This is a genomic window from Agrobacterium sp. InxBP2, from assembly GCF_026191755.1.
GTDB lineage: Bacteria > Pseudomonadota > Alphaproteobacteria > Rhizobiales > Rhizobiaceae > Agrobacterium > Agrobacterium pusense.
The window spans coordinates 85,079-106,740 of record NZ_JAINDY010000023.1; the positions used below are offsets into that span (position 1 = coordinate 85,079).

The window sequence follows — 21,662 nt, forward strand, 5'->3', positions numbered from 1 at the left end:
GGCCGGTTTTCCGGGATTCTCACGGGTATTTTTCTGCAATGCCATTTCACGATCCGTCGGCCCGTTTCACCGATTCGATTTGCAACAGAGGTGGCGTTATGAGTTTCAAAATCGCTATTATTGGCGCAGGCAGCGTCGGTTTCACGAAAAAACTGTTCACCGATCTCCTGTGTGTGCCGGAGTTTCGCGATATTGAAGTCGCGCTCACGGATATCAGCCAGCACAATCTCGATATGATCAGGGCGATCCTTGACAAGATCGTTGAGGCAAATGGTTTCCCCGTGAAGGTGACCGCCCATACGGACCGCCGCCGGGCGCTGGAGGGCGCGAAATACATCATCAGCTGCGTGCGGGTCGGCGGGCTCGAAGCCTATGCGGACGATATCCGCATTCCGCTGAAATACGGCATCGACCAGTGCGTAGGCGATACAATCTGCGCCGGCGGAATTCTCTACGGTCAGCGCAACATTCCCGTCATTCTCGATTTCTGCAAGGATATCCGCGAGGTCGGGGCACCCGGCGCAAAGTTCCTGAACTATGCCAACCCCATGGCCATGAACACTTGGGCAGCCATCGAATATGGCAAGGTGGATACGGTCGGTCTCTGCCATGGCGTTCAGCACGGGGCGGAACAGATTGCCGAAATCCTCGGTGCGAAATCCCCGGCAGAACTCGATTACATCTGCTCCGGCATCAACCACCAGACATGGTTCATCGATCTGCGGCTCAATGGCCGCAAGATCGGTAAGGACGAGCTGGTTGCCGCGTTTGAGGCGCATCCGGTCTTCTCGCAGCAGGAGAAGCTTCGCATCGACGTGCTGAAGCGCTTCGGCGTCTATTCGACCGAAAGCAACGGCCATCTCTCCGAATATCTTCCATGGTATCGTAAGCGGCCAGAGGAAATCGCCCGCTGGATCGACATGTCCGACTGGATTCACGGGGAAACCGGCGGTTATCTCCGCCACTCCACCGAAACGCGCAACTGGTTCGAAACGGAATTCCCGCAGTTTCTCGCATCGGCCGACAAGCCGATCGATCCGGCAAAGCGCTCCAACGAACATGCAAGCCATATTCTTGAGGCGCTGGAGACCGGGCGTGTCTATCGCGGCCACTTCAACGTCAAGAACAATGGCGTCATCAGCAATCTGCCGGCGGACGCCATCATCGAATCGCCCGGTTTTGTCGACCGTTTCGGCATCAATATGGTCTCCGGCATCACGTTGCCGGAAGCCTGTGCGGCCACCTGCATGGCGTCCATCAACGTGCAGCGCATGTCGGTCCATGCGGCAGTCAGCGGCGATATCGATCTTTTGAAACTCGCCGTGCTGCATGATCCGCTGGTCGGCGCCGTCGCCACGCCGGAGGAGGTCTGGCAGATGGTGGACGAGATGGTTGTCGCTCAGGCGCGCTGGCTGCCGCAATATGCCGATGCCGTTCCGGCGGCGAAGGAGCGACTTGCGAAGTCCAGCGTCAAGACCCGTGACTGGGCGGGTGCCGCGCGCCGCAACGTGCGTTCCATCGAGGAATTGCGGGCCGAGAAATCGGCACTGAAAAAGGCCGTTTGAAGGAAAAGACATGGGAAAAGGCCGGCGGCGGAAGGGAGTTCGCCGTCCGGTCTCAACGATGAGAGAGGGTCGGCGGTGAAAGCTGCCATTTGGGAGGAATGACGATGTTACTTCAACGCAGAATTGGTATCATCTCGGCACTGGGGTTCGGTGTTTCGATGATCGCACTCAATGCGAATGCCTTCGAGACCACGACGCCGCCCGAGCCGCCGCAATTTCCGGCCGAAGGCAAGATCAACTATGTCGCGCGCGACTCGATCCTCGAATTCAAGGCGCTGCCAAGCTACAGCGAACCCGACTGGATTATCGAGAAATTCGAAAAGACCGGCAAGCTGCCGCCGCTGAAAGAGCGCCTGCCCGAGGAGCCGCTGGTCTACAAGGCGGCCAACATGCCTGACGGCGCCGGCGTTTATGGTGACACAATGCGCCATGTCGTCGGCGGCAGGCCGGAGGGCTGGAACTATATTGCCGGCCAGAGCCAGGGCTGGGGCGGCATCGATATCGCCCTTTCCGAGTGCCTGACGCGCACCGCGCCACTGTTCCAGGTAGATGCCAAGGATACCGAGCCGCTGCCTAATCTGGCCAAAAGCTGGGAGTGGTCGGAAGATGGCCACAAGCTGACGATGCATCTCGTCAAGGGTGCCAAATGGTCGGATGGCGAGCCCTTCAACGCCGATGACGTGATGTTCTACTGGGAAGACGCCGTCATCGATCCCAATGTCTCACCGCTTGGCGGTGGTGCATCGCCTGAGGCTTTCGGTGAGGGAACGACGCTGAAGAAGATCGATGACTATACCGTCGAATGGACGTTCAAGGCGGCGTTCCCGAAGCAATATCTCTACACCATGGCCTATCCGAGCTTCTGCCCCGGGCCGTCGCATATTCTGAAACCCCAGCATCCGAAATATTCCAAGAACACCTATAACCAGTTCAAAAACGCGTTCCCGCCTGAGTATATGAACATGTCGGTCATGGGCGCATGGGTGCCGGTGTCATACCGGCCGGATGATCTCATCGTGCTGCGGCGCAACCCCTATTACTGGAAAGTGGACGAGAAAGGCCAGCAGTTGCCCTATCTCAATGAAGTCCATTACAAGCTCTCCACCTGGGCGGACCGTGACGTGCAGGCCGTGGCGGGATCGGGCGATTTCTCCAATCTCGAGCAGCCGGAGAATTTCGTCGCCTCGCTGAAACGCGCCGCTGACCCCAATGCGCCAGCCCGCCTTGCCTTTGGACCGCGCCTTATCGGCTATAATCTGCAGATGAATTTTTCCGCCAATGGCTGGGGCAATCCGGATGAGCGCGGGCAGGCCATTCGTGAGCTGAACCGTAACGAGGTGTTCCGCCAGGCCGTCACCTCCGCTCTTGATCGCAAGGCGATCGGTGACTCGCTCGTCAAGGGGCCTTTCACGGCGATCTATCCGGGTGGTATTTCGTCGGGGACAAGCTTCTATGATCGTGCTTCGACGGTCTATTACCCCTTCAACCTCGAGGCTGCCAAGGCGGCGCTGGCTTCGATTGGCCTGAAAGACACTGACGGCGACGGTTTCCTGAATTTCCCCAAGGAAACGCTTGGCGGCCGTAATGTCGAGATTACCCTTCTCGTCAACAACGGTTATGCGACGGACAAGAGCCTTGCAGAAGGTCTTGTCGGCCAGATGGCGAAACTCGGCCTGCGCGTCGTCATCAATAGCCTCGATTCAAACCAGCGTGACGCCGCCCATTATGGCGGGCAGTTTGACTGGCTGGTGCGGCGCAATTCCACCGAGCTTTCATCCGTGGTGCAGAATACCGAGCAACTGGCCCCTGTCGGGCCGCGCACCAGCTGGAACCACCGCGCACCCGAAGGCAAGGAACTGGACCTGATGCCCTTCGAGAAGGACATGGCCGACATTGTGCGCAAGTTCATATCTTCGCAGGACAATGCCGAGCGGGCCGAGCTGATGAAGCAGTACCAGAAGGTCTATACGCAGAACCTCTACACGATTGGCCTCACCGAATATCCCGGTGCGCTCATCGTCAACAAGCGGTTCTCCAATGTGCCGCAGGGTACGCCGATCTTCATGTTCAACTGGGCCGAAGACGCCATCATCCGCGAACGCCTGTGGGTCGCGGCCGACAAGCAGGGCAAATACGAACTTTTCCCTGAGCAGCTTCCCGGCAAGCCGGGCGAGGGCGGGCCGATCAACTGAAGCTTCCGGTAAAGGTGCGTAACGCCATTATGTCCGGAAGTACGAAAACCTGAAGAACTCCTCCCGGAGCACACCCGGTACCGGTCGCGCGTGAAGCGCGGCCGGCAACACACGGCCAATCCAAACCGAGGAAGACCGTTCGATGCTGAGATTTCTGACGATACGCGTGGCATCCGCCATTCCAGTGCTGTTGATCCTGAGCGTGGTGACTTTCGCCATCATCCAGGCGCCGCCCGGCGACTATGCCGACTACATCCGCTCGCAGCTGATGAACCAGGGCGGGGCGTCCTTCGAGCAGGCGGAAGCGCAGGCGCAGGCATACCGCATCGAACACGGGCTCGATAAGCCGCTCGTTATTCAATATTTCAACTGGATCGGCGGCATCCTCGCCCGCGGCGATTTCGGCTACAGCTTTTATTACAACAAGCCGGTCGCCGATGTGGTTGGCGAACGCCTGCCGCGCACTATCGCTCTGGCGCTGGTCTGCCACATCTTCGCATCGGTACTTGGCATCGCTTTCGGCATATGGGCCGCCACACGGCAATATTCCTGGGTCGACAACCTGCTCTCCACCATTGCCTTCCTGGGCATGACGATCCCGCGATTCCTGATGGCGCTGATCCTCGTCTACCTCATGGTATTTCATTTCGATGTGTCGGAGATCGGCAGTTTCTTTTCACCGCAATATGGCGGTGCGCCGTGGTCATGGGCGAAATTCGTCGATCTGGTCAGCCACGTCTGGCCGGTCGTCGCTATCGCCGTCTTCGGGGGGCTGGCCTACAATATGCGGGTGATGCGCGGCAATCTGCTCGATACGCTGAATGCGCAATATGTCGAGACGGCGCGTGCCAAGGGCCTTTCGGAAGGCGCCGTCATCATGCGCCATGCGGTGCCGAATGCCGTGCACCCGCTCGTCATGTATCAGGGCGTGGTGCTGCCCTACATGCTGAGCGGCGAGATCGAGACCGCGATCATCTTCGCGTTGCCGACCGTCGGCCCGGCCATCGTCGGCTCCATGGCGGTGGGGGACGTCTATGTCACCGCGACCTTCATGATGGTGCTGGCCGCCACGCTGATCGTCGGCAACATCATCGCCGATATGCTGCTCGCCATGCTCGACCCGCGCGTCCGCGAATTCGGGAGGGCCTGAGATGATGGCGTTTGACGAGATGAAAACCGAAACGGCCGCCGCGGCAAAACCCGACCGCTCCGCCAATGGCAACGAGACCTATCTGGCGCTTGTCTGGCGGCGTCTCAGACGATCCTTCACGGGTATGGTCGGGCTGGTACTGGTGGTGCTGCTGATCCTCATCTCCATTTTTGCGGACTTCTTCGCGCCGATGAACCCGCTCGAAACCCATGGCAGCTTTTCACCGCCGCAGGTGGTCCGGTTCACCGACAAGGACGGCAATTTCAGCCTCGCGCCACGCGTCTATGCCATTGCGGAGACGGAAGAGCTCGATCCGGTCACTTTCCAGCCCATTGTTGGCCCCGACTACGACAATCCCGTCCATCTCGGCTTCTTCGTGAAGGGTGCCGAATACAAACTTCTGGGTCTCATTCCGATGAGCCGGCACTTCTTCGGCTCTACCGATGGCCAGCCCGTGCATTTCCTAGGAACCGATAAATTCGGACGCGACGTGCTGTCGCGCGCCATCTACGGCTCGCGCATCTCGCTTGCCATTGCACTCAGTGTTGTCGCCATCGTTACCGTCATCGGCACCAGCGTCGGGCTGATTTCCGGCTATTTCGGCGGGCCGCTGGATGCCTGGGTGCAGCGTTTCGTGGAGGTGGTGCTCGCCTTCCCGCAATTGCCTCTCTATCTCGCGCTGACTTCCCTTATTCCCGTCACCGCACCAACCACCGTGTTCCTCGTCTTTGTGGTCGGCGTCATGTCGGCGCTTGGCTGGGCGCAGATGTCGAGGGAGGTGCGCGGCAAGACGCTGGCACTGGCGCGGATCGATTATGTCCGGGCGGCGATCGCTGTTGGCGCCACCGACAGGCGTATCATCTTCCAGCACATCCTGCCGAATGTGATGAGCCATGTGATCGTCGCGGTGACCTTGCATATTCCAAGCGTCGTGCTGCTCGAATCCTTCCTCGGTTTCCTCGGCTTTGCGGTAAAGCCGCCGCTGATCTCCTGGGGGCTGATGCTGCAGGATACCGCTACCTATTCGGTCATAGGTTCCTATCCCTGGATTCTTGCACCGGTCGGTTTCGTCCTTGTCACCGTCTTTGCCTTCAACGCACTGGGCGACGGCCTGCGCGATGCCGTCGATCCCTATTGAGAGGAGCGTGACATGGTAGCTGCCCTGAACAACACCTTCGCCCCCGCCATCCGCTTCGACGCGGATGATCGTCAGGATAACGCCATCATCGATGCCCGCAACATCGCCGTGACCTTCAAGGTGGAGCACGGAATGGTGGAGGCCGTGAAGGACATTTCCTTCCAGCTTTACCGGGGTGAGACCATCGCCATCGTCGGCGAATCCGGTTCGGGAAAATCGGTCACCGCCCGCACCGTCATGGGCTTGTTGACCAAGCGCGCCACAGTCGCGAAATCGGCAGTCGTCCGGTTCAACGGCGACGACATCCTGAAATTCTCGTCGCGCCAGCGCCGGGCGCTGCGCGGCAATCGCATCTCGATGATCTTTCAAGAGCCGATGAGTTCGCTGAACCCGATCTATACGATCGGCAGCCAGATTGTAGAGGCAATCCGCGTCCACTCGAAGTTGAGCAAGAAGCAAGCGGAGGCGAGGGCGCTCGATCTGTTGCGCCAGGTGCAGATACCGGAGCCGGAAGCGCGGCTCAAACAATATCCGCACCAGCTTTCCGGCGGCCAGCGCCAACGCGTCATGATCGCCATGGCGCTCTCCAATGATCCTGACGTGCTGATTGCCGACGAACCAACGACCGCGCTGGATGTGACGGTGCAGGCGCAGATACTCAACCTCATCCGGGATCTCCAGAAGAAGCGCGGCATGGCCGTGGTCCTCATCACCCATGATCTGACGATCGTGAAGCAGTTTTCCGATTACGTCTATGTCATGCAGCACGGCGAGATGCGTGAGCACAATACCACGGAGCGGCTGTTTGCAGCGCCGCAGCATCCCTACACGGAAAGGCTGATTGCTTCCGAACCTCGGGGCACGGCAAAGCCGCTGCCGGAGAACTCCGGCGTCCTCCTGACGGCAAGCGGCGTGCGCGTTTCCTTCATGATGCGATATGGCGGCCTGTTCAAACCAGAACTCAAGGAGCTGATAGCGGTCGACAGTCTCGGCTTGACGCTCAGGCGGCACGAGACACTGGGGCTCGTCGGTGAATCCGGCTCCGGAAAGACGACCTTCGGCCAGTCCCTGCTCCGGTTGAACGACCCTGTGGGCGGCGAGGTCGTTTTTGACGGTCAGAGGGTCGATGGCCGTTCCCGGGCTGAAATGCGGCCTTTGCGTTCGCGGATGCAGATCGTCTTCCAGGATCCCTTTGCCTCGCTCAACCCCCGCATGACCATTGGCCAGATCATCGAGGAAGGCCTCATCATCAACGGTCTCGGCAAAACGAAAGCCGAAAGGCTGGATCGGGTGCGTGACGCACTGGAGGCGGCAGGCATGCCCGGCAACATCCTCTCGCGTTTCCCGCATGAGTTCTCCGGCGGCCAAAGACAGCGCATCGCGATTGCCCGCGCAGTGGCGCTGGAGCCGGAATTCATCCTGCTCGATGAGCCGACCTCCGCACTCGATCTTTCCGTGCAGGCGCAGATCATCGATCTCCTGCGCAAGCTGCAGGATGAGCGTGGCTTGAGCTACCTGTTCATCTCCCACGACCTGAAAGTGGTCCGCGCCCTCTGCCACCGCGTCATCGTCATGCAGCGCGGCCGGATTGTCGAAGAGGGGCCTGTCGAGCACGTGCTCAGTCAGCCAAAAACTGAATATACACAGCGGCTTGTGCGAGCCGCCTTCGAAATCGCTTGAATTCCCAATTGCCGGAGGTAGACATGGCAAGAGATCCCAAGATTGCATTCATCGGCGCAGGTTCCACGGTGTTCATGAAGAACATCATCGGTGACGTGCTGCAGCGTCCGGCCCTTTCCGGCGCCACAATCGCGCTGATGGATATCAACCGTGAAAGGCTGGAAGAAAGCGCCATCGTCGTCAACAAGCTGATTTCGACGCTCGGAGCAAAGGCGAAGGCCGAGACCTATACCGACCAGAAAAAGGCGCTTTCCGGCGCGGATTTTGTTATCGTGGCGTTCCAGATCGGCGGATACGAGCCGTGCACGGTCACTGATTTCGAAGTGCCGCGTAAGTATGGGCTGCGCCAGACCATTGCTGACACACTTGGCGTCGGCGGCATCATGCGCGGCTTGCGCACCGTGCCTCACCTCTGGAAGATTTGCGAGGACATGCTGGCCGTCTGCCCGAATGCCATCATGCTGCAATATGTGAATCCCATGGCGATAAACACCTGGGCGATTGCCGAAAAATATCCGACGATCCGGCAGGTGGGTCTTTGCCATTCCGTGCAGGGCACGGCGATGGAACTCGCCCATGATCTCGATATTCCCTACGAGGACATCCGTTATCGTTCGGCCGGCATTAACCACATGGCGTTCTTCCTGGAATTCGAACATCGCCAGCCGGACGGGAGCTACAAGAATCTCTACCCCGATCTCGTGCGCGCCTATCGCGAAGGCCGCGCGCCAAAACCCGGCTGGAACCCGCGCTGCCCCAACAAGGTGCGTTACGAGATGCTGACGCGGCTTGGTTATTTCGTCACCGAAAGTTCCGAACATTTCGCCGAATACACACCCTATTTCATCAAGGAAGGCCGTGAGGACCTGATCGAGAAATTCGGCATCCCGCTCGATGAATATCCGAAGCGCTGCATCGAACAGATCGAGCGCTGGAAGGGCCAGGCGGCGGCCTATCGTTCGGCCGAAAAGATCGAGGTCAAGCAGTCGAAGGAATATGCCTCCTCGATCATAAATTCGGTCTGGACCGGCGAACCATCGGTCATTTACGGCAACCAGCGCAACAATGGCTGCATCACCTCGCTGCCATCGGATTGCGCGGCGGAAGTGCCGTGCCTGGTCGATCATAACGGCGTGCAGCCCACCTTCATCGGCGAGTTGCCACCGCAGCTCACCGCGCTGATGCGCACCAACATCAATGTTCAGGAGCTGACCGTGCGGGCGTTGATGAGCGAAAACCGCGACCACATCTTTCACGCCGCGATGATGGACCCGCATACTGCGGCGGAACTCGATCTCGATCAGATTTGGTCGCTGGTGGACGATCTGCTGCTGGCCCATAGTGACTGGCTGCCGGAATGGACGCAGGCGGAGGTGAAACGGGCGCGGGCTGTGTAAACATCATCGCCCTCAATAACGGATCGGAGGTGTGCAGCGAGCCCACATCATCCTTCCGCAAGCGCTATCGAAGACCCTACTCTGTCATTCTCGGGACAAGCTCGAGGATGACGTCCGATTGTCGAGGGGTTGGCGCGGCATCGGTATGATCGCTTGGTACCGTCGGTGTTCTCAAAGGTGAGCCGGTTAACTGCCGGCGAACGGGGGCGCCTTGATGACGCTCTCCATTAAATCCTTTCGCCGCTTGACTTGTGTCAAGGCTGCAGGCCGCTCGCTGGCGTAGACAGTCCCGGAAACCGGTTATTCCGCTTTCAGTGCGGGAAATACCAGGTACGAATTATGAACGTGATGGTGGCTGGCTTCTTCGGTTTTATCGTACTACGGTTGAAACCTGAAGGGTTCATGGGGAAGACGGATGTCTAAAAAGGGCTTGCTCATTGGTCTGGCGGTTGTGGTTCTGGCCGTGGCCGGCTATTTCGCCTGGTCGAAGCTGACGGCCGAGGGCCTGCCTTCGGGATTCGTGGCCAGTAACGGTCGCATCGAGGCCGTCGAGATCGATATCTCCACCAAGACCGCCGGCCGCCTTCAGGATATTATGGTCCGCGAGGGTGATTTCGTGAAGGCCGGACAGGTTCTGGCGCAGATGGATACGGCCCAGCTGGAGGCGAGGAAACGCCAGGCGGAAGCACAGCTTCGCCGTGCGAAAATAGCAATCGACACGGCCCACAGTCTTGTCGCCCAGCGTGAAGCGGAAAAGACGTCGGCGCTTGCGGTGGTGGAACAGCGCAAGGCCCAGCTCGATTCCGCCTCCAAGACCAATGCACGCTCGAAACAATTGCTGACGGGCAATGCGGTCTCGCAGCAGATCGTTGATGACAGCGAGGCCGCCGAGCAGTCCGCCCGCGCAACGCTCGCCTCTGCGCAGGCCTCGCTTGCGGCTTCCGACGCCGCGATCAACGCCGCCAAGGCGCAGATCGTCGACGCCGAAGCGGCGGTAGACGCCGCACAGGCTGACATCGAGAGCATCGAGACTGACATAGCCGATGCGACGCTGAAATCGCCCCGCGACGGTCGCGTGCAATATCGCATCGCCCAGCCCGGAGAAGTGCTTTCCGCCGGTGGACGGGTTCTGAACCTCGTCGATCTCGGCGACGTCTATATGACGTTTTTCCTGCCAACGGCCGAGGCTGGCCGCACGTCCATGGGGTCTGATGTTCGACTGATACTGGATGCCGCCCCCCAATACACCATTCCGGCAAAAGTGTCCTTCGTCGCGGATGTCGCGCAGTTCACACCGAAAACGGTGGAGACCGAAGAGGAACGCCAGAAGCTTACATTCCGGGTAAGGGCGCAAATCCCCCAGGCACTTCTGCAGAAATATATTCAATATGTGAAAACCGGGCTGCCCGGCATGGCCTATGTCCGGCTTGATCCGGAGGCCGCCTGGCCGGAGAATCTCGAACGCAATCTCGTCAAGTGAGGGTGGCCGCTATGGTCGCGCCTCCCGAAACGAATGACAGGAACTCACCCGTTGCGCGATTGACCGATGTGCGGTTGACCTTCGGAAGCACGGTTGCGCTGGACGACATATCGGTCGAGATACCCGCCGGGCTGATGATAGGGCTCATCGGGCCTGACGGCGTCGGCAAATCGAGCCTGTTGTCGCTGGTTTCGGGCGCGCGCGCCATCCAGAAGGGCAAGGTGGAGGTTCTGGGCGGCGACATGTCCAATCCGCGCCACCGCGAGGATACCTGCCCGCGTATTGCCTATATGCCGCAGGGCCTTGGCAAGAACCTCTATCCCACCCTGTCGGTCTTTGAAAACATCGACTTTTTCGGGCGGCTGTTCGGACAGGACGGAAGGGAACGGCAGGCGCGTATCGCCGAATTGCTGAAGAGTACCGGCCTCGAACCTTTTGCCGATCGTCCCGCGATGAAGCTCTCCGGCGGTATGAAACAGAAGCTGGGGCTCTGCTGCGCGCTCATCCACGACCCGGACCTGCTTATCCTGGACGAGCCGACGACAGGCGTTGATCCTTTGTCGCGGCGGCAGTTCTGGGAACTGATCGACTCTATCCGTGCCGGGCGTCCGGGCATGAGCGTCATCGTCGCAACGGCCTATATGGAGGAGGCCGCCGGTTTCGACTGGCTGGTTGCCATGGATGGCGGCAAGATTCTTGCCACCGGCTCGCCCGCCGAACTTCTCGACCGCACCGCGGCACCCAATCTCGACGCCGCCTTCATCGCGCTTCTTCCCGAAGAAAAGCGCAAGGATTACCACGAAGTCCATATCGCGCCACGAAAGCCGACCGGTGAGGGTGATTATGCCATCGAGGCATTGCACCTTAGCATGCGTTTCGGCGATTTCACCGCCGTCGACAATGTCAGCTTCAAGATTCCGCGCGGCGAGATTTTTGGCTTTCTCGGCTCCAATGGCTGCGGAAAATCCACCACCATGAAGATGCTGACGGGCCTTCTGGCCGCCAGCGAAGGAGAGGCGAAGCTCTTCGGACACAAGGTGGATGCGAGCGACATGGCGATCCGCCACCGCGTCGGTTACATGAGCCAGGCCTTCTCGCTCTATTCCGAACTGACGGTGCGGCAGAACCTTAATCTGCACGCCCGCCTGTTCAAGCTGCCTGAAGAGGCAATTCAACCGCGTATCGCCGAAATGGCGGAGCGTTTCGATCTTGGCGCGGTCATGGACACGCTGCCAGACGACCTGCCGCTTGGCATCCGGCAGAGGCTGTCGCTGGCGGTGGCGATGATCCATTCGCCCGATATTCTCATCCTCGATGAGCCGACCTCTGGTGTCGACCCGGTGGCGCGGGACGGCTTCTGGCAAATCCTCGCCGATCTCTCGCGCAACGATAACGTCACCATCTTCATCTCCACCCATTTCATGAACGAGGCGGAGCGCTGCGACCGGATTTCGCTGATGCACGCCGGCAAGGTGTTGATCAGCGATACGCCCGAGGCGATCACCAGAAGCCGTAATGCCGCAACACTTGAAGAGGCTTTCGTCGCCTATCTGGAAGATGCTTCCGGGGTTACGAGGGACGCGCCTGCGACAGCATCTGTGGCAGCAGCGGACGTGCAGGTGACGCAACATGCGGCGCCCACCCGCAAGAGATTTTTCGATTTCAGGCGCATGTTCAGCTATACGCGCCGCGAGGCACTGGAACTGCAGCGCGATCCCATTCGCGGCACGCTGGCCGTGCTCGGCAGCGTCATCCTGATGTTCGTCATCGGATACGGCATCAATCTCGATGTCGAGGACCTGACTTTCGCGGTGCTGGATCGCGACGATTCCACTATCAGCCGCGATTACGTGCTCGACATTGCCGGCTCCCGTTATTTCATCGAGAAGAAACCTATCCGGGACTATGCCGATATGGACCGGCGGATGCGTGATGGCGAACTGAGCCTTGCCATAGAAATTCCTCCTGGCTTTGGCCGCGATGTCTTGCGCGGCAAGACTGTGGAGGTAGGAGCCTGGATAGACGGCGCCATGCCGCAGCGGGCGGAGACCGTTCGCGGTTACGTGCAGGGCATGCATCAGACATGGCTGGCGCGGAAGGCCGCCGAGATTTACGGCAGCGCGGCCACGCAAAGCAGCTTCAGCATCGAAACGCGCTATCGTTACAATCCCGACGTCAAGAGCCTTGTCGCCATGGTGCCGGCGGTCATTCCGCTGCTTCTCATGCTCATCCCCGCAATGCTGGCGGCCCTCAGCGTCGTCAGGGAAAAAGAGCTCGGTTCGATCGTCAATCTATACGTGACGCCGACCACGCGGCTGGAATTCCTGATCGGCAAGCAGCTTCCCTATGTCGCCCTTGGCATGCTCAATTTCGTGCTTCTGACGGCATTTGCGGTCTTCATCTTTCAGGTGCCGTTCACCGGAAGTTATCTCGCTTATGCGACGGGCGCGCTGCTCTATGTCATCATCGCCACATCCATCGGCCTCCTCATGTCTTCCTTCATGAAGAGCCAGATTGCGGCAATCTTCGGCACGGCTCTTCTGACGCTCATTCCGGCGACGCAATATTCGGGCATGATCGATCCCGTCTCGTCGCTGCAAGGGGCGGGCGCCTTTATCGGCAACGTCTATCCTGCCACCTATTTCATGACCATTTCGCGCGGAACTTTCTCCAAGGGCCTGGATTTCGCCGGACTTTCCGGCTCTTTTCTACCGCTTCTAATCGCCATTCCACTGCTCCTCATTGCCGGCGCTGCACTTTTGAGAAAGCAGGCGTCATGAGGCTTTTTTCGTCCAACATCTTCCAGCTCGGCATAAAGGAACTGCGCGGTCTCGCGCGAGACGGAATGCTGATGCTGCTTATCGTTTATGCCTTCACGCTGCAGATCTATACCGGTTCCAGCGCGCTGCCGGAGACGCTGAACAACGCGGCCATCGCCATTGTCGATGAGGATCAGTCGCCGCTTTCCAGCCGCATCAGCACGGCGTTTTATCCGCCCTATTTCTCCCCGCCGAAGCAGATTTCCATCGCTGAAATGGACAAGCGCATGGATGCGGGCCTCGATACCTTCGCGCTCAACATTCCACCGGATTTCCAGCGCCGGCTGATGGCCGGACAGCAGCCGGCCATCCAGCTCAATATCGACGCCACCCGCATGAGCCAGGCTTTCAGCGGTGGTGGTTACGTGCAGAGCATCGTGACGAGCGAAATACAGGAGTATGTCGACCGCTATCGCGGCGCGACCTCGGTGCCGGTGGATCTCACGCTACGTTCCCGCTTCAATCCGGAACTGGACAAGTCCTGGTTTGGCTCCATCAACAACATCATCACTGCCATTACCATGCTATCCATCGTGCTGACGGGCGCGGCGCTCATTCGCGAGCGAGAACACGGAACGGTCGAGCATCTGCTGGTCATGCCAGTGACGCCGCTGGAAATCATGCTCAGCAAGGTGTGGTCCATGGGGCTGGTCGTGCTGGTGGCCTCTGCATTTTCGCTGTTCGTGGTGGTGAGGGGCCTGCTTGCCATTCCCATCGAAGGCTCGCTTTCTCTTTTCCTGCTCGGAACGGCATTGCAACTCTTCGCCATGACTTCCATGGGAATTTTTCTCGCGACAGTCGCCGGGTCCATGCCGCAATTCGGCATGTTGCTGATCCTGTTTTTGTTGCCGTTGCAGGTGCTTTCCGGCGCCATGACGCCTCGCGAAAGCATGCCTGATATCATCCAGTACATCATGCTTCTTGCGCCAAACACCCATTTCATCATCCTGGCGCAATCGGTGCTTTTCAGAGGGGCGGGGCTGGATGTGGTCTGGCCGCAACTGCTGGCGCTGCTGGCCATCGGCTCGGCTCTTTTCGTTTTTGCGCTTCGCCGGTTCAGGCGTTTCCTGCGCTGACAGCATCGGGATCACGCGCATGTTTCAGCCGATTCCACGCAAGTTGAATTAATTGTGTTCGGTAACGGTATGTTCGCCTTCCGCGATTATGCCTATGAGGACGGCTGGGTAAAGCGGGCTTTGTTCAGGAGTAGCACGATGAATATTGCAGCACGTCTGTCGACGGCAGCCATGGTCGCACTGGCTGCCACGTCATCTTTCGCGTCGGAGGATATGACCTCTGAGACGAGTGAGGCGATATTCGGCTTCGCTGGCGCCATGACAAAAGAAGACATGCTGAAAAGCGCGGCGCTTATTCCCGTGGACTATGAGAGTAACGCTGTCATCGGCGGCGGCTATCAGTTCTATCCTTACCGTATCGGCAATATAAAACTGGGCGGTGAGGTCGGCATGGCCGCCAGGTTCGGCAAGGGCTTCACCGGCGAGGTGTGGGCGGGCCCGGTCGCGCGTTATGAACAGATCAGGCTTGGAGAACGACTGTTCATCACCCCAAGTTTTACAGCAGGGCTCAGCCTTGTTACGGATGCGCAGCCAGGCCGCGAGCGCGAACAGGAAATCAAGGACGACGGCAACGCCAATGTCCTTTTTTATCTGGGGCCGGAAATCAACGTGTCTTTCAGCGAGGGTTCCTCGACGGAATTCTTCTGGCGCCTCCACCACCGTTCCGGTGGCGGCAAAACACTTGGCAACATGAAGGGCGCCACAAACGCCAACGTGTTCGGAGTCCGCTACAAGTTCTAAGCCGCCGCGACGTTATAAGGTCCTGCGAACTGTCTGGATTTCAGCCACGTTTCTGTTTCAACGCAAACTGGCGCCAGCAACCCTTGCGTCTGATGCATGGGTGGATTGCCTTATTTTGCCTGTTAAATCCCCATTGGAAAGCGCATATAGAGGTCATCGAAGGACGCCGGAACGAAAACGTTACTGACGTCACCTAAACCTCAGAAAGGGTAATGTCATGAACGTAGCACGCAGCTTCAACAATTGGCGCAAATATCGTCAGACCATCACCGAACTCGGCCGCATGAGCACCCGTGAACTGCACGATCTCGGTATCGATCGCAGCCAGATCACCAGTGTCGCTCGCGCCGCTGTTGGCAAGTAAATAGGGCGATACCGCCTCATTCTGAATGCTTCAACGCCCGCTTTGCGGGCGTTTTTGTTTGGTTTGAAAATGAAGGCACTTCATTGGGGGTGTCTGACAGCGAGGCGGTGCTCTCACCGGATGCGCCGCATTCTTCTCGATTGCTGTCGAGGTTCGGTGCAGGTTGGGAACTCGGTAAAGGCCGAGTCCGCGAGAAGCGGGTAAATGCCCGGTATCGTCCTTCGTGACGGACGCCATGCGCTCAGCGCATATCTGTGCTGCAACCTTGTGCCTGTCAAATGCGCAGGGAAATGGTATGTTCCTCTCATCGAAACGGATGTACCTCCTCCCACATCCTTTTCGTAAAGCGGGTGATCCTACTCCTCCTCCCAAAGGATTGCCCCGGGGACAGCGGTTTTCCTCCTCCCATATCGCTGTTCATCTTTTCAGAAAGCCTGCCGCACCTCCTCCCGCGGCAGGCTTTTTTGTTTTTGACCGTTTTCCGTGTTGGTATATCTCAGTCGAATGCCATCATGCCGATGGGCGTCACGGCACGGGTGCCTGCGCGTCTGGCGAGTGCATAAGTGAGGCATTGTTCGACTGCATCTTGCGGAACGGGCTTGGCGATGACGCCGGCGCCGATGCCGAGATTGACCACGACCTCGGGGTTCGCGGTCATGAAGATGACCACCACACCGTGCTCTTCGGAAAGCCGTCGCCCGATCTCCGGCCCGGTTTGTCCATCGGCAAGATTGACGTCGACAAAGGCAATATCGGCGCGGCGGCCAAGTGCCACAGCATCATCCAGCTTGTTGGCGATGCCGATGACGTCTGCCTCTTCATCCGCCTGAAGAATGGAATCCTCTATGTCCATGGCGATGAGGAACTCGTCTTCCACGATCAGTACCCGCGGCTGCTCCATGCGGAAGCCGGGTTCACTCTGCAAAACGTCTGCCAACATATGCCTGCCTCCATTGAGTACGCTACCAAGCACCGAACTGAAAAAATACGCCGCGGTCTGGGGTCGTCTGGTGCTTCGACAATATCTGGAGCGTCGGGACTGTTTGATCTCATCACCCGCCGCCTCAGCACGGTCGGCAAGCAAACACCCGGCGGGCCAACTCGTTCCAAAGTGAGATAAACATAGTGAATGGAGTGTAAACAACGTGCCTTTTGGGCTATCACCTCTTGATAGCGAAGCAGTTGATTCGGTTTGGTTTTCATCCGGGGGAAGGGTGGAGGAACGTCGCCGTAGCGCATCTTTCGCCGCTGGAGCACCAGTCTTTTGGCCGCAATCGGTCCTTAAGGCTTACATGGAAATTCAAGACGTTACGGCCTCCTTCGCGCGCCAGGAAGGAAGAGCGGGAACGCCACCGATCAATCGCGTGCCGCGGTCAAAACCGGCGCGGGACCCTATGAATTTGGAAAGAGAATTAGACGATGACACAGTCTCCGCGCGCCACCATTGCCCGCAACACTCCCAACATCGCCGTCGTCGGAGTTGGTGGCGGTGGCGGAAACGCGATCAACAACATGATTGCCGAGGGTATTGGCGGCGTCGATTTCATCGCGGCCAATACGGATGCGCAGGCGCTGAAGAAGACCAATGCGCCACGGCTCGTGCAGCTCAGCTCAGAACTGACGGGGGGGCTTGGAGCGGGTGCTGATCCCGAGGTTGGCCGGCAGGCTGCGATCGATTCCCTCGACGAGATCATGGATCACCTGAGCGGCTATGATATGTGTTTCATCACCGCCGGCATGGGCGGCGGCACCGGGACGGGTGCGGCACCCGTTATTGCCGAAGCCTGCCGTGCAAAGAACATTCTCACAGTTGGTGTCGTCACGCTTCCTTTCAGCTTTGAGGGCGTGCGCCGCATGCGGGCTGCTGAGTACGGTTTCGCCAATCTGCTCAACACGGCCGATACCGTCATCGTCATTCCCAACCAGAACCTGCTGCGCATTGCCGATGCCGGCACCACCTTCGAAAATGCGCTCAAAACCGCCGACAAGGTGCTGTCGCTCGGCGTGCGCTGCATCACCGATCTCATTTTGCGTGAAGGTCTGGTCAATCTCGATTTCGCCGATGTGCGATACGTCATGAAGAATGGCGGCCGGGCGCTCATGGGCACCGCACAGGCCAAGGGCGAAAAGCGTGCTTCGGAAGCAGCGGCAGCGGCCATTGCCAATCCGCTGCTCGGTGAGCCCTCGCTGAAGGAAGCCCGTGGCGCGCTGGTCTCCATTTCCGGCGGCAACGACCTGACGCTTTACGAGATTGATGAAGCGATGACGCTGGTACGTGAGGCTGTCAGCGAGGAAACCGATGTTGTGATGGGCGCTTCGTTCGACCCAACGCTGGACGGCGCTTTCAAGATTTCCGTCGTGGCCACCGGCCTGCGGAACTGATCTCCGACTAAGGCGTCGCGCCGTCGTTGGAAGCCGCTATTCGCCGCTTCGGCCGTGAAAGCGCGATGAAGACGTCTGCGCCACAAACCGAACGATCGAAAGCCGTCGCGGGCAATTTTCGCGACGGCTTTTTGTTGTTTTTGAACAATTATTCCGTCATGCAAGCCAGCGACCCGGTGACACGTCGTTGATAACGAAAAAATATAATAGTACTCTTTATGTCGACAAGAAGGATTTGATTATGACGGATATAATTGCTTCTGCCGAGCGCAAGCGCGGCTCCGGTGTGAAGATGGTCTACGATCTGCTGCGCGACGAGATTCTTGATCTCGTCCTGCCACCCGGCAGTCCAATCGATGAAGTGCAGCTTGCCGAACGATTCAAGATGTCGCGAACGCCGATCCGTGAGGCGCTGGTACGGCTTTCGGGCGAGGGGCTGATCGATACGCTGCCGAACCGCTCCACCATGGTGTCGAACATCGATTTCCTCAACATGCACACCTATTTCGATGCGCTGGTCTTGATGTACCGGGTAACGACCCAGCTTGCCGCGCAATATCACCGTCCGGAAGATCTGGCTGGCATTCGCGCCCATAATGCGGAATTCGCCGTTGCGGTGGAGGAGCAGGATGCGCTGGCGATGATTTCCACCAACGCCGCCCTTCATCTTTCCATCGCGGAGGCCGGGCGCAACCCCTATTTCACCAGCCTGTTCAAGCGGCTGCTGGACGAGGGGCGGCGCATTCTCAGGCTTTATTACCAGTCCTATGACGATCGTCTGCCGAAGCGCTTTGTCGATGATCATGAAGAGATGATCGAGGCGATTGCCGCACGCGATATCGCTCTTTCCGAAAGGCTGGCGCGGGAGCACGCTGAACAGATCGTCCGGCAGGTGCAGAAACTGCTGGTGCGAAACGAACGGCTGGAAATAAATCTGTAGCTTGTCGATTTCTTGTCGACAAATAAAATACAAGATAGTAATGTCCCTCTCGAAAGGGTGGCGCGGACGTGCGTCCATTCCCGAAAAACATGTCCCTTAGGAGCTAGTAATGACGGCCAGCATTTTTTCCGGCGTGATTCCCGCCTTGATGACCCCTTGCAAGGATGATCGCACCCCCGATTTCGATGCGCTTGTTCGCAAGGGCAAGGAACTGATCGCCGATGGCATGTCCGCCGTGGTCTATTGCGGCTCCATGGGCGACTGGCCGCTCCTGACGGACGAGCAGCGCATGGAAGGCGTGGAGCGTCTGGTGAAGGCCGGTGTTCCCGTCATCGTCGGCACCGGAGCGGTCAACACGGCGTCTGCCGTTGCCCATGCCGCCCACGCCCAGAAGGTTGGCGCCAAGGGCCTGATGGTCATTCCCCGCGTTCTGTCGCGCGGTTCGGTCATCGCCGCCCAGAAGGCTCACTTCAAGGCAATCCTCTCGGCTGCACCGGAAATCCCTGCCGTCATCTATAACAGCCCCTATTATGGTTTTGCGACCCGCGCCGATCTCTTCTTCGCGCTGCGCGCCGAGCACAAGAACCTCGTTGGTTTCAAGGAATTCGGCGGCCCGGCGGATATGCGTTATGCGGCTGAAAACATCACCAGCCGTGACGATGAAGTCACGCTGATGATCGGTGTCGACACCGCTGTCTTCCACGGCTTCGTCAATTGCGGCGCAACCGGCGCCATCACCGGCATCGGCAACGTGCTGCCGAAGGAAGTCATCCACCTCTGCAAGCTGTCGCAGGCTGCCGCCAAGGGTGACGCCGATGCCCGCGCACGCGCCTTGGAACTGGAACAGGCGCTGGCCGTTCTTTCGTCCTTCGACGAGGGCCCGGATCTGGTTCTCTATTTCAAGCACATGATGGTGCTGAAGGGCGACAAGGAATACACGCTGCACTTCAACGAAACAGATGCACTGACGGACAGCCAGCGCGGTTATGTCGAAGCACAGTTCAAGCTGTTCAACAGCTGGTACGCCGACTGGAGCAAGCTGCCGGGCGCAGTGCAGGCCTGCAAGGCCGCCTGAGATATTGCTGCTGTGAAAAAAAGGCCCGCAACTGCGGGCCTTTTTTGCATGCGATGAGGCTTGATGTCTCTCCTCCGTCATGCCGGACTAGATCCGGCATCCAGCCACGGCGCGTCTGCGCCGTGAAAGGTCTCTTCCGCGATCGAGGACTTGATCGCGCTGGACCCCGGATCTAGTCCGGGCTGACAGGGCGGGGATGCTATGCAGTCGCAAAAAAAACGCTGAGTGACGTTGTCGTTATGAAGGCCCGCAATTGCGGGCCTTTTTTCATTTCCCCATCCAAATGGTCAGGAAACCGCGTCCAGCCCCTTTTCCAGCAGCCGGTCGAGCCCGGCCATTTCGGCGGCGGTAAGCGTGATGCCTTCGCTTTCGGATTTGGCGCGGGCAGTGAAGCGGCGGCCCGACGGCAGGCGGGCGCCCTGGCCGATAATGGCGTCGAACAGCACTTCCGCGCGCTGGAAGGGGTCGCCGGGGCGGCCCGTGGCAAAGGCTTCAGGTGAAAAAGCGACGATCAATTCGCCATGGGTGGGGGCAAGCGTGGTGGTGCCGAGAAATTCGAGCGCTTCGGGGCTGGTGAGATCGCCGATCATGATGCCGGCGAGAAGCTCGATCATGGTGCCGATGGCCGATCCCTTGTGGCCGCCAAATGGCAGCATGGAACCGGCAAGGGCCGCCTCTGGGTCGGTCGTCGGCTTGCCGTCGGCGTCCAGAGCCCAGCCTTCCGGCAGGGGCTTTCCGGCCCGCCGGTGTAGTTCGATTTCACCGCGGGCCGCAACCGACGTCGCGAAATCGAAGACATAAGGGGAGGTGTCCTTGCGCGGCCAACCGAAGGCGAAGGGGTTGGTGCCAAGCAGAGGCTTGGTTCCGCCGGTGGGCGCGACGGTGGAATAGCTCGGGCACATGACCAGCCCGGCGAGACCGTTTTCGGTCAGCCCCTCGACTTCCGGCCAGAGCGCCGAGAAATGCGTGCAGTCATTGACGACGAGTGCTGCGATGCCCGAGCGTCTCGCCCGCTCCACCAGAACCGGCAGACCAAGTTCGAAGGCGGGGTTGGCAAAGCCGCCATGCGCATTGACCTTGACGACGGCCGTGCCGTCGTCTTCGGCCACTTCAGGTATCGCATCCGGATTCACCTTGCCGGCCTTGACGGTGCGGAGGGCGCCTTCGATACGGTAAATGCCGTGCGATTTGCAGGCATCGCGCTCACCGGCGGTGATGACGCGTGCCAATGCGCCCGACTGCACCTTATTGAGGCCCGCCTTGCTGAAAATCGCCTCGACCCGCGTCGAAAGCTCTTCAATGGTCAAGGTGGTGGTGTCGCTCATCATTATCCTCCGATGTCGGGCTCGCACATTTTGAATACATAAAGTATACAAAGGTGTGAGTATTGCAACGTGTCTTTTCGATGAAGCTCAGTCACAGCAGAAGGCCACCGTCTCAAACACGAAGATACCTCAAGCCCTCATTCCTGTGCTTGTCACAGGATTGCAGTCGACGCGCGTCTGCGCATCGGAAAGCCTCTCTCGGCCCAAAGATTTGGGCTGGCTAGATTCCTGTGACAAGCAACGGCATGAAGGAGGCTGAATGTTTCGCCCACCTTGTTCGCTCCCCCCGCGCCGGCTCGCGTAATCATCCGCGACACCTCATCAGTTCGCAGATGCAA

Annotated in this window: 16 protein-coding genes; 14 read left to right on the forward strand and 2 right to left on the reverse strand. The window is 59.0% G+C overall.

Annotated elements, in window-relative coordinates; genetic code table 11:
• Nucleotides 1-98: 98 nt before the first annotated feature.
• The 11 genes from K7A42_RS07160 to K7A42_RS07210 all read left to right on the forward strand — a co-directional run bounded on the left by K7A42_RS07160 (nt 99) and on the right by K7A42_RS07210 (nt 15,602).
• Complete coding sequence (locus K7A42_RS07160; protein ID WP_108081314.1) at nt 99-1,565, forward strand: alpha-glucosidase/alpha-galactosidase; 1,467 nt, start codon at nt 99-101, stop codon at nt 1,563-1,565.
• Nucleotides 1,566-1,669: 104 nt separating this feature from the next.
• Complete coding sequence (locus K7A42_RS07165; RefSeq protein WP_174150450.1) at nt 1,670-3,757, forward strand: ABC transporter substrate-binding protein; 2,088 nt, start codon at nt 1,670-1,672, stop codon at nt 3,755-3,757.
• Nucleotides 3,758-3,899: 142 nt separating this feature from the next.
• The gene (locus K7A42_RS07170) at nt 3,900-4,907 is read left to right on the forward strand and encodes an ABC transporter permease (protein WP_100911506.1); all 1,008 of its coding nucleotides are present in this window, start codon (nt 3,900-3,902) and stop codon (nt 4,905-4,907) included.
• 1 nt (nt 4,908) lies between these two features.
• The gene (locus tag K7A42_RS07175) at nt 4,909-6,045 is read left to right on the forward strand and encodes an ABC transporter permease (RefSeq protein WP_108081317.1); all 1,137 of its coding nucleotides are present in this window, start codon (nt 4,909-4,911) and stop codon (nt 6,043-6,045) included.
• 12 nt (nt 6,046-6,057) lie between these two features.
• The gene (locus K7A42_RS07180; protein ID WP_112552789.1) at nt 6,058-7,725 is read left to right on the forward strand and encodes an ABC transporter ATP-binding protein; all 1,668 of its coding nucleotides are present in this window, start codon (nt 6,058-6,060) and stop codon (nt 7,723-7,725) included.
• A 23-nt stretch (nt 7,726-7,748) separates the two neighbouring features.
• Nucleotides 7,749-9,122 (forward strand): alpha-glucosidase/alpha-galactosidase, encoded by a 1,374-nt coding sequence (locus tag K7A42_RS07185; protein WP_112552791.1) that lies wholly within the window; start codon nt 7,749-7,751, stop codon nt 9,120-9,122.
• A gap of 415 nt (nt 9,123-9,537) precedes the next feature.
• The gene (locus K7A42_RS07190) at nt 9,538-10,602 is read left to right on the forward strand and encodes an HlyD family secretion protein (protein WP_035209543.1); all 1,065 of its coding nucleotides are present in this window, start codon (nt 9,538-9,540) and stop codon (nt 10,600-10,602) included.
• 11 nt (nt 10,603-10,613) lie between these two features.
• The gene (gene rbbA / locus K7A42_RS07195; protein WP_112552793.1) at nt 10,614-13,382 is read left to right on the forward strand and encodes a ribosome-associated ATPase/putative transporter RbbA; all 2,769 of its coding nucleotides are present in this window, start codon (nt 10,614-10,616) and stop codon (nt 13,380-13,382) included.
• Nucleotides 13,379-14,497 (forward strand): ABC transporter permease, encoded by a 1,119-nt coding sequence (locus K7A42_RS07200; RefSeq protein ID WP_035209548.1) that lies wholly within the window; start codon nt 13,379-13,381, stop codon nt 14,495-14,497. Before rbbA ends, K7A42_RS07200 begins: the two co-directional genes overlap by 4 nt.
• A gap of 138 nt (nt 14,498-14,635) precedes the next feature.
• The gene (locus tag K7A42_RS07205; RefSeq protein ID WP_162719079.1) at nt 14,636-15,238 is read left to right on the forward strand and encodes an acyloxyacyl hydrolase; all 603 of its coding nucleotides are present in this window, start codon (nt 14,636-14,638) and stop codon (nt 15,236-15,238) included.
• A 217-nt stretch (nt 15,239-15,455) separates the two neighbouring features.
• Nucleotides 15,456-15,602, forward strand: coding sequence for a DUF1127 domain-containing protein (locus tag K7A42_RS07210; RefSeq protein ID WP_004444643.1), 147 nt, complete (start codon nt 15,456-15,458; stop codon nt 15,600-15,602).
• A 496-nt stretch (nt 15,603-16,098) separates the two neighbouring features.
• Here the strand turns inward: K7A42_RS07210 and K7A42_RS07215 are convergent, their stop codons facing one another.
• A complete protein-coding gene (locus K7A42_RS07215) occupies nt 16,099-16,542 on the reverse strand; it encodes a response regulator (protein ID WP_006700295.1) in 444 nt (147 codons plus the stop codon).
• A 479-nt stretch (nt 16,543-17,021) separates the two neighbouring features.
• Between K7A42_RS07215 and ftsZ the strand changes: the two genes are divergently transcribed.
• From ftsZ to K7A42_RS07230, 3 genes are all read left to right on the forward strand, one after another.
• Entirely contained in the window at nt 17,022-17,984 is a 963-nt protein-coding gene (gene ftsZ / locus K7A42_RS07220; protein WP_004444641.1) for a cell division protein FtsZ, read from the forward strand.
• A 241-nt stretch (nt 17,985-18,225) separates the two neighbouring features.
• The gene (locus K7A42_RS07225) at nt 18,226-18,924 is read left to right on the forward strand and encodes a GntR family transcriptional regulator (protein ID WP_004444640.1); all 699 of its coding nucleotides are present in this window, start codon (nt 18,226-18,228) and stop codon (nt 18,922-18,924) included.
• Nucleotides 18,925-19,033: 109 nt separating this feature from the next.
• Nucleotides 19,034-19,999, forward strand: a complete 966-nt coding sequence (locus K7A42_RS07230) for a dihydrodipicolinate synthase family protein (RefSeq protein ID WP_006700297.1) — start codon at nt 19,034-19,036, stop codon at nt 19,997-19,999.
• 287 nt (nt 20,000-20,286) lie between these two features.
• Here K7A42_RS07230 and K7A42_RS07235 read toward each other — a convergent pair whose 3' ends face one another.
• Nucleotides 20,287-21,324, reverse strand: a complete 1,038-nt coding sequence (locus K7A42_RS07235) for an Ldh family oxidoreductase (protein WP_282455030.1) — start codon at nt 21,322-21,324, stop codon at nt 20,287-20,289.
• Nucleotides 21,325-21,662 lie beyond the last annotated feature (338 nt).

What these genes read in the sequence shown, in the direction of transcription:
- K7A42_RS07160 (WP_108081314.1), top strand. Translation starts at nt 99, where the DNA reads ATGAGTTTCAAAATCGCTATTATTGGCGCAGGCAGCGTCGGTTTCACG.
- K7A42_RS07165 (WP_174150450.1), top strand. Translation starts at nt 1,670, where the DNA reads ATGTTACTTCAACGCAGAATTGGTATCATCTCGGCACTGGGGTTCGGT.
- K7A42_RS07170 (WP_100911506.1), top strand. Translation starts at nt 3,900, where the DNA reads ATGCTGAGATTTCTGACGATACGCGTGGCATCCGCCATTCCAGTGCTG.
- K7A42_RS07175 (WP_108081317.1), top strand. Translation starts at nt 4,909, where the DNA reads ATGATGGCGTTTGACGAGATGAAAACCGAAACGGCCGCCGCGGCAAAA.
- K7A42_RS07180 (WP_112552789.1), top strand. Translation starts at nt 6,058, where the DNA reads ATGGTAGCTGCCCTGAACAACACCTTCGCCCCCGCCATCCGCTTCGAC.
- K7A42_RS07185 (WP_112552791.1), top strand. Translation starts at nt 7,749, where the DNA reads ATGGCAAGAGATCCCAAGATTGCATTCATCGGCGCAGGTTCCACGGTG.
- K7A42_RS07190 (WP_035209543.1), top strand. Translation starts at nt 9,538, where the DNA reads ATGTCTAAAAAGGGCTTGCTCATTGGTCTGGCGGTTGTGGTTCTGGCC.
- rbbA (WP_112552793.1), top strand. Translation starts at nt 10,614, where the DNA reads ATGGTCGCGCCTCCCGAAACGAATGACAGGAACTCACCCGTTGCGCGA.
- K7A42_RS07200 (WP_035209548.1), top strand. Translation starts at nt 13,379, where the DNA reads ATGAGGCTTTTTTCGTCCAACATCTTCCAGCTCGGCATAAAGGAACTG.
- K7A42_RS07205 (WP_162719079.1), top strand. Translation starts at nt 14,636, where the DNA reads ATGAATATTGCAGCACGTCTGTCGACGGCAGCCATGGTCGCACTGGCT.
- K7A42_RS07210 (WP_004444643.1), top strand. Translation starts at nt 15,456, where the DNA reads ATGAACGTAGCACGCAGCTTCAACAATTGGCGCAAATATCGTCAGACC.
- K7A42_RS07215 (WP_006700295.1), bottom strand. Translation starts at nt 16,542, where the DNA reads ATGTTGGCAGACGTTTTGCAGAGTGAACCCGGCTTCCGCATGGAGCAG.
- ftsZ (WP_004444641.1), top strand. Translation starts at nt 17,022, where the DNA reads ATGACACAGTCTCCGCGCGCCACCATTGCCCGCAACACTCCCAACATC.
- K7A42_RS07225 (WP_004444640.1), top strand. Translation starts at nt 18,226, where the DNA reads ATGACGGATATAATTGCTTCTGCCGAGCGCAAGCGCGGCTCCGGTGTG.
- K7A42_RS07230 (WP_006700297.1), top strand. Translation starts at nt 19,034, where the DNA reads ATGACGGCCAGCATTTTTTCCGGCGTGATTCCCGCCTTGATGACCCCT.
- K7A42_RS07235 (WP_282455030.1), bottom strand. Translation starts at nt 21,324, where the DNA reads ATGAGCGACACCACCACCTTGACCATTGAAGAGCTTTCGACGCGGGTC.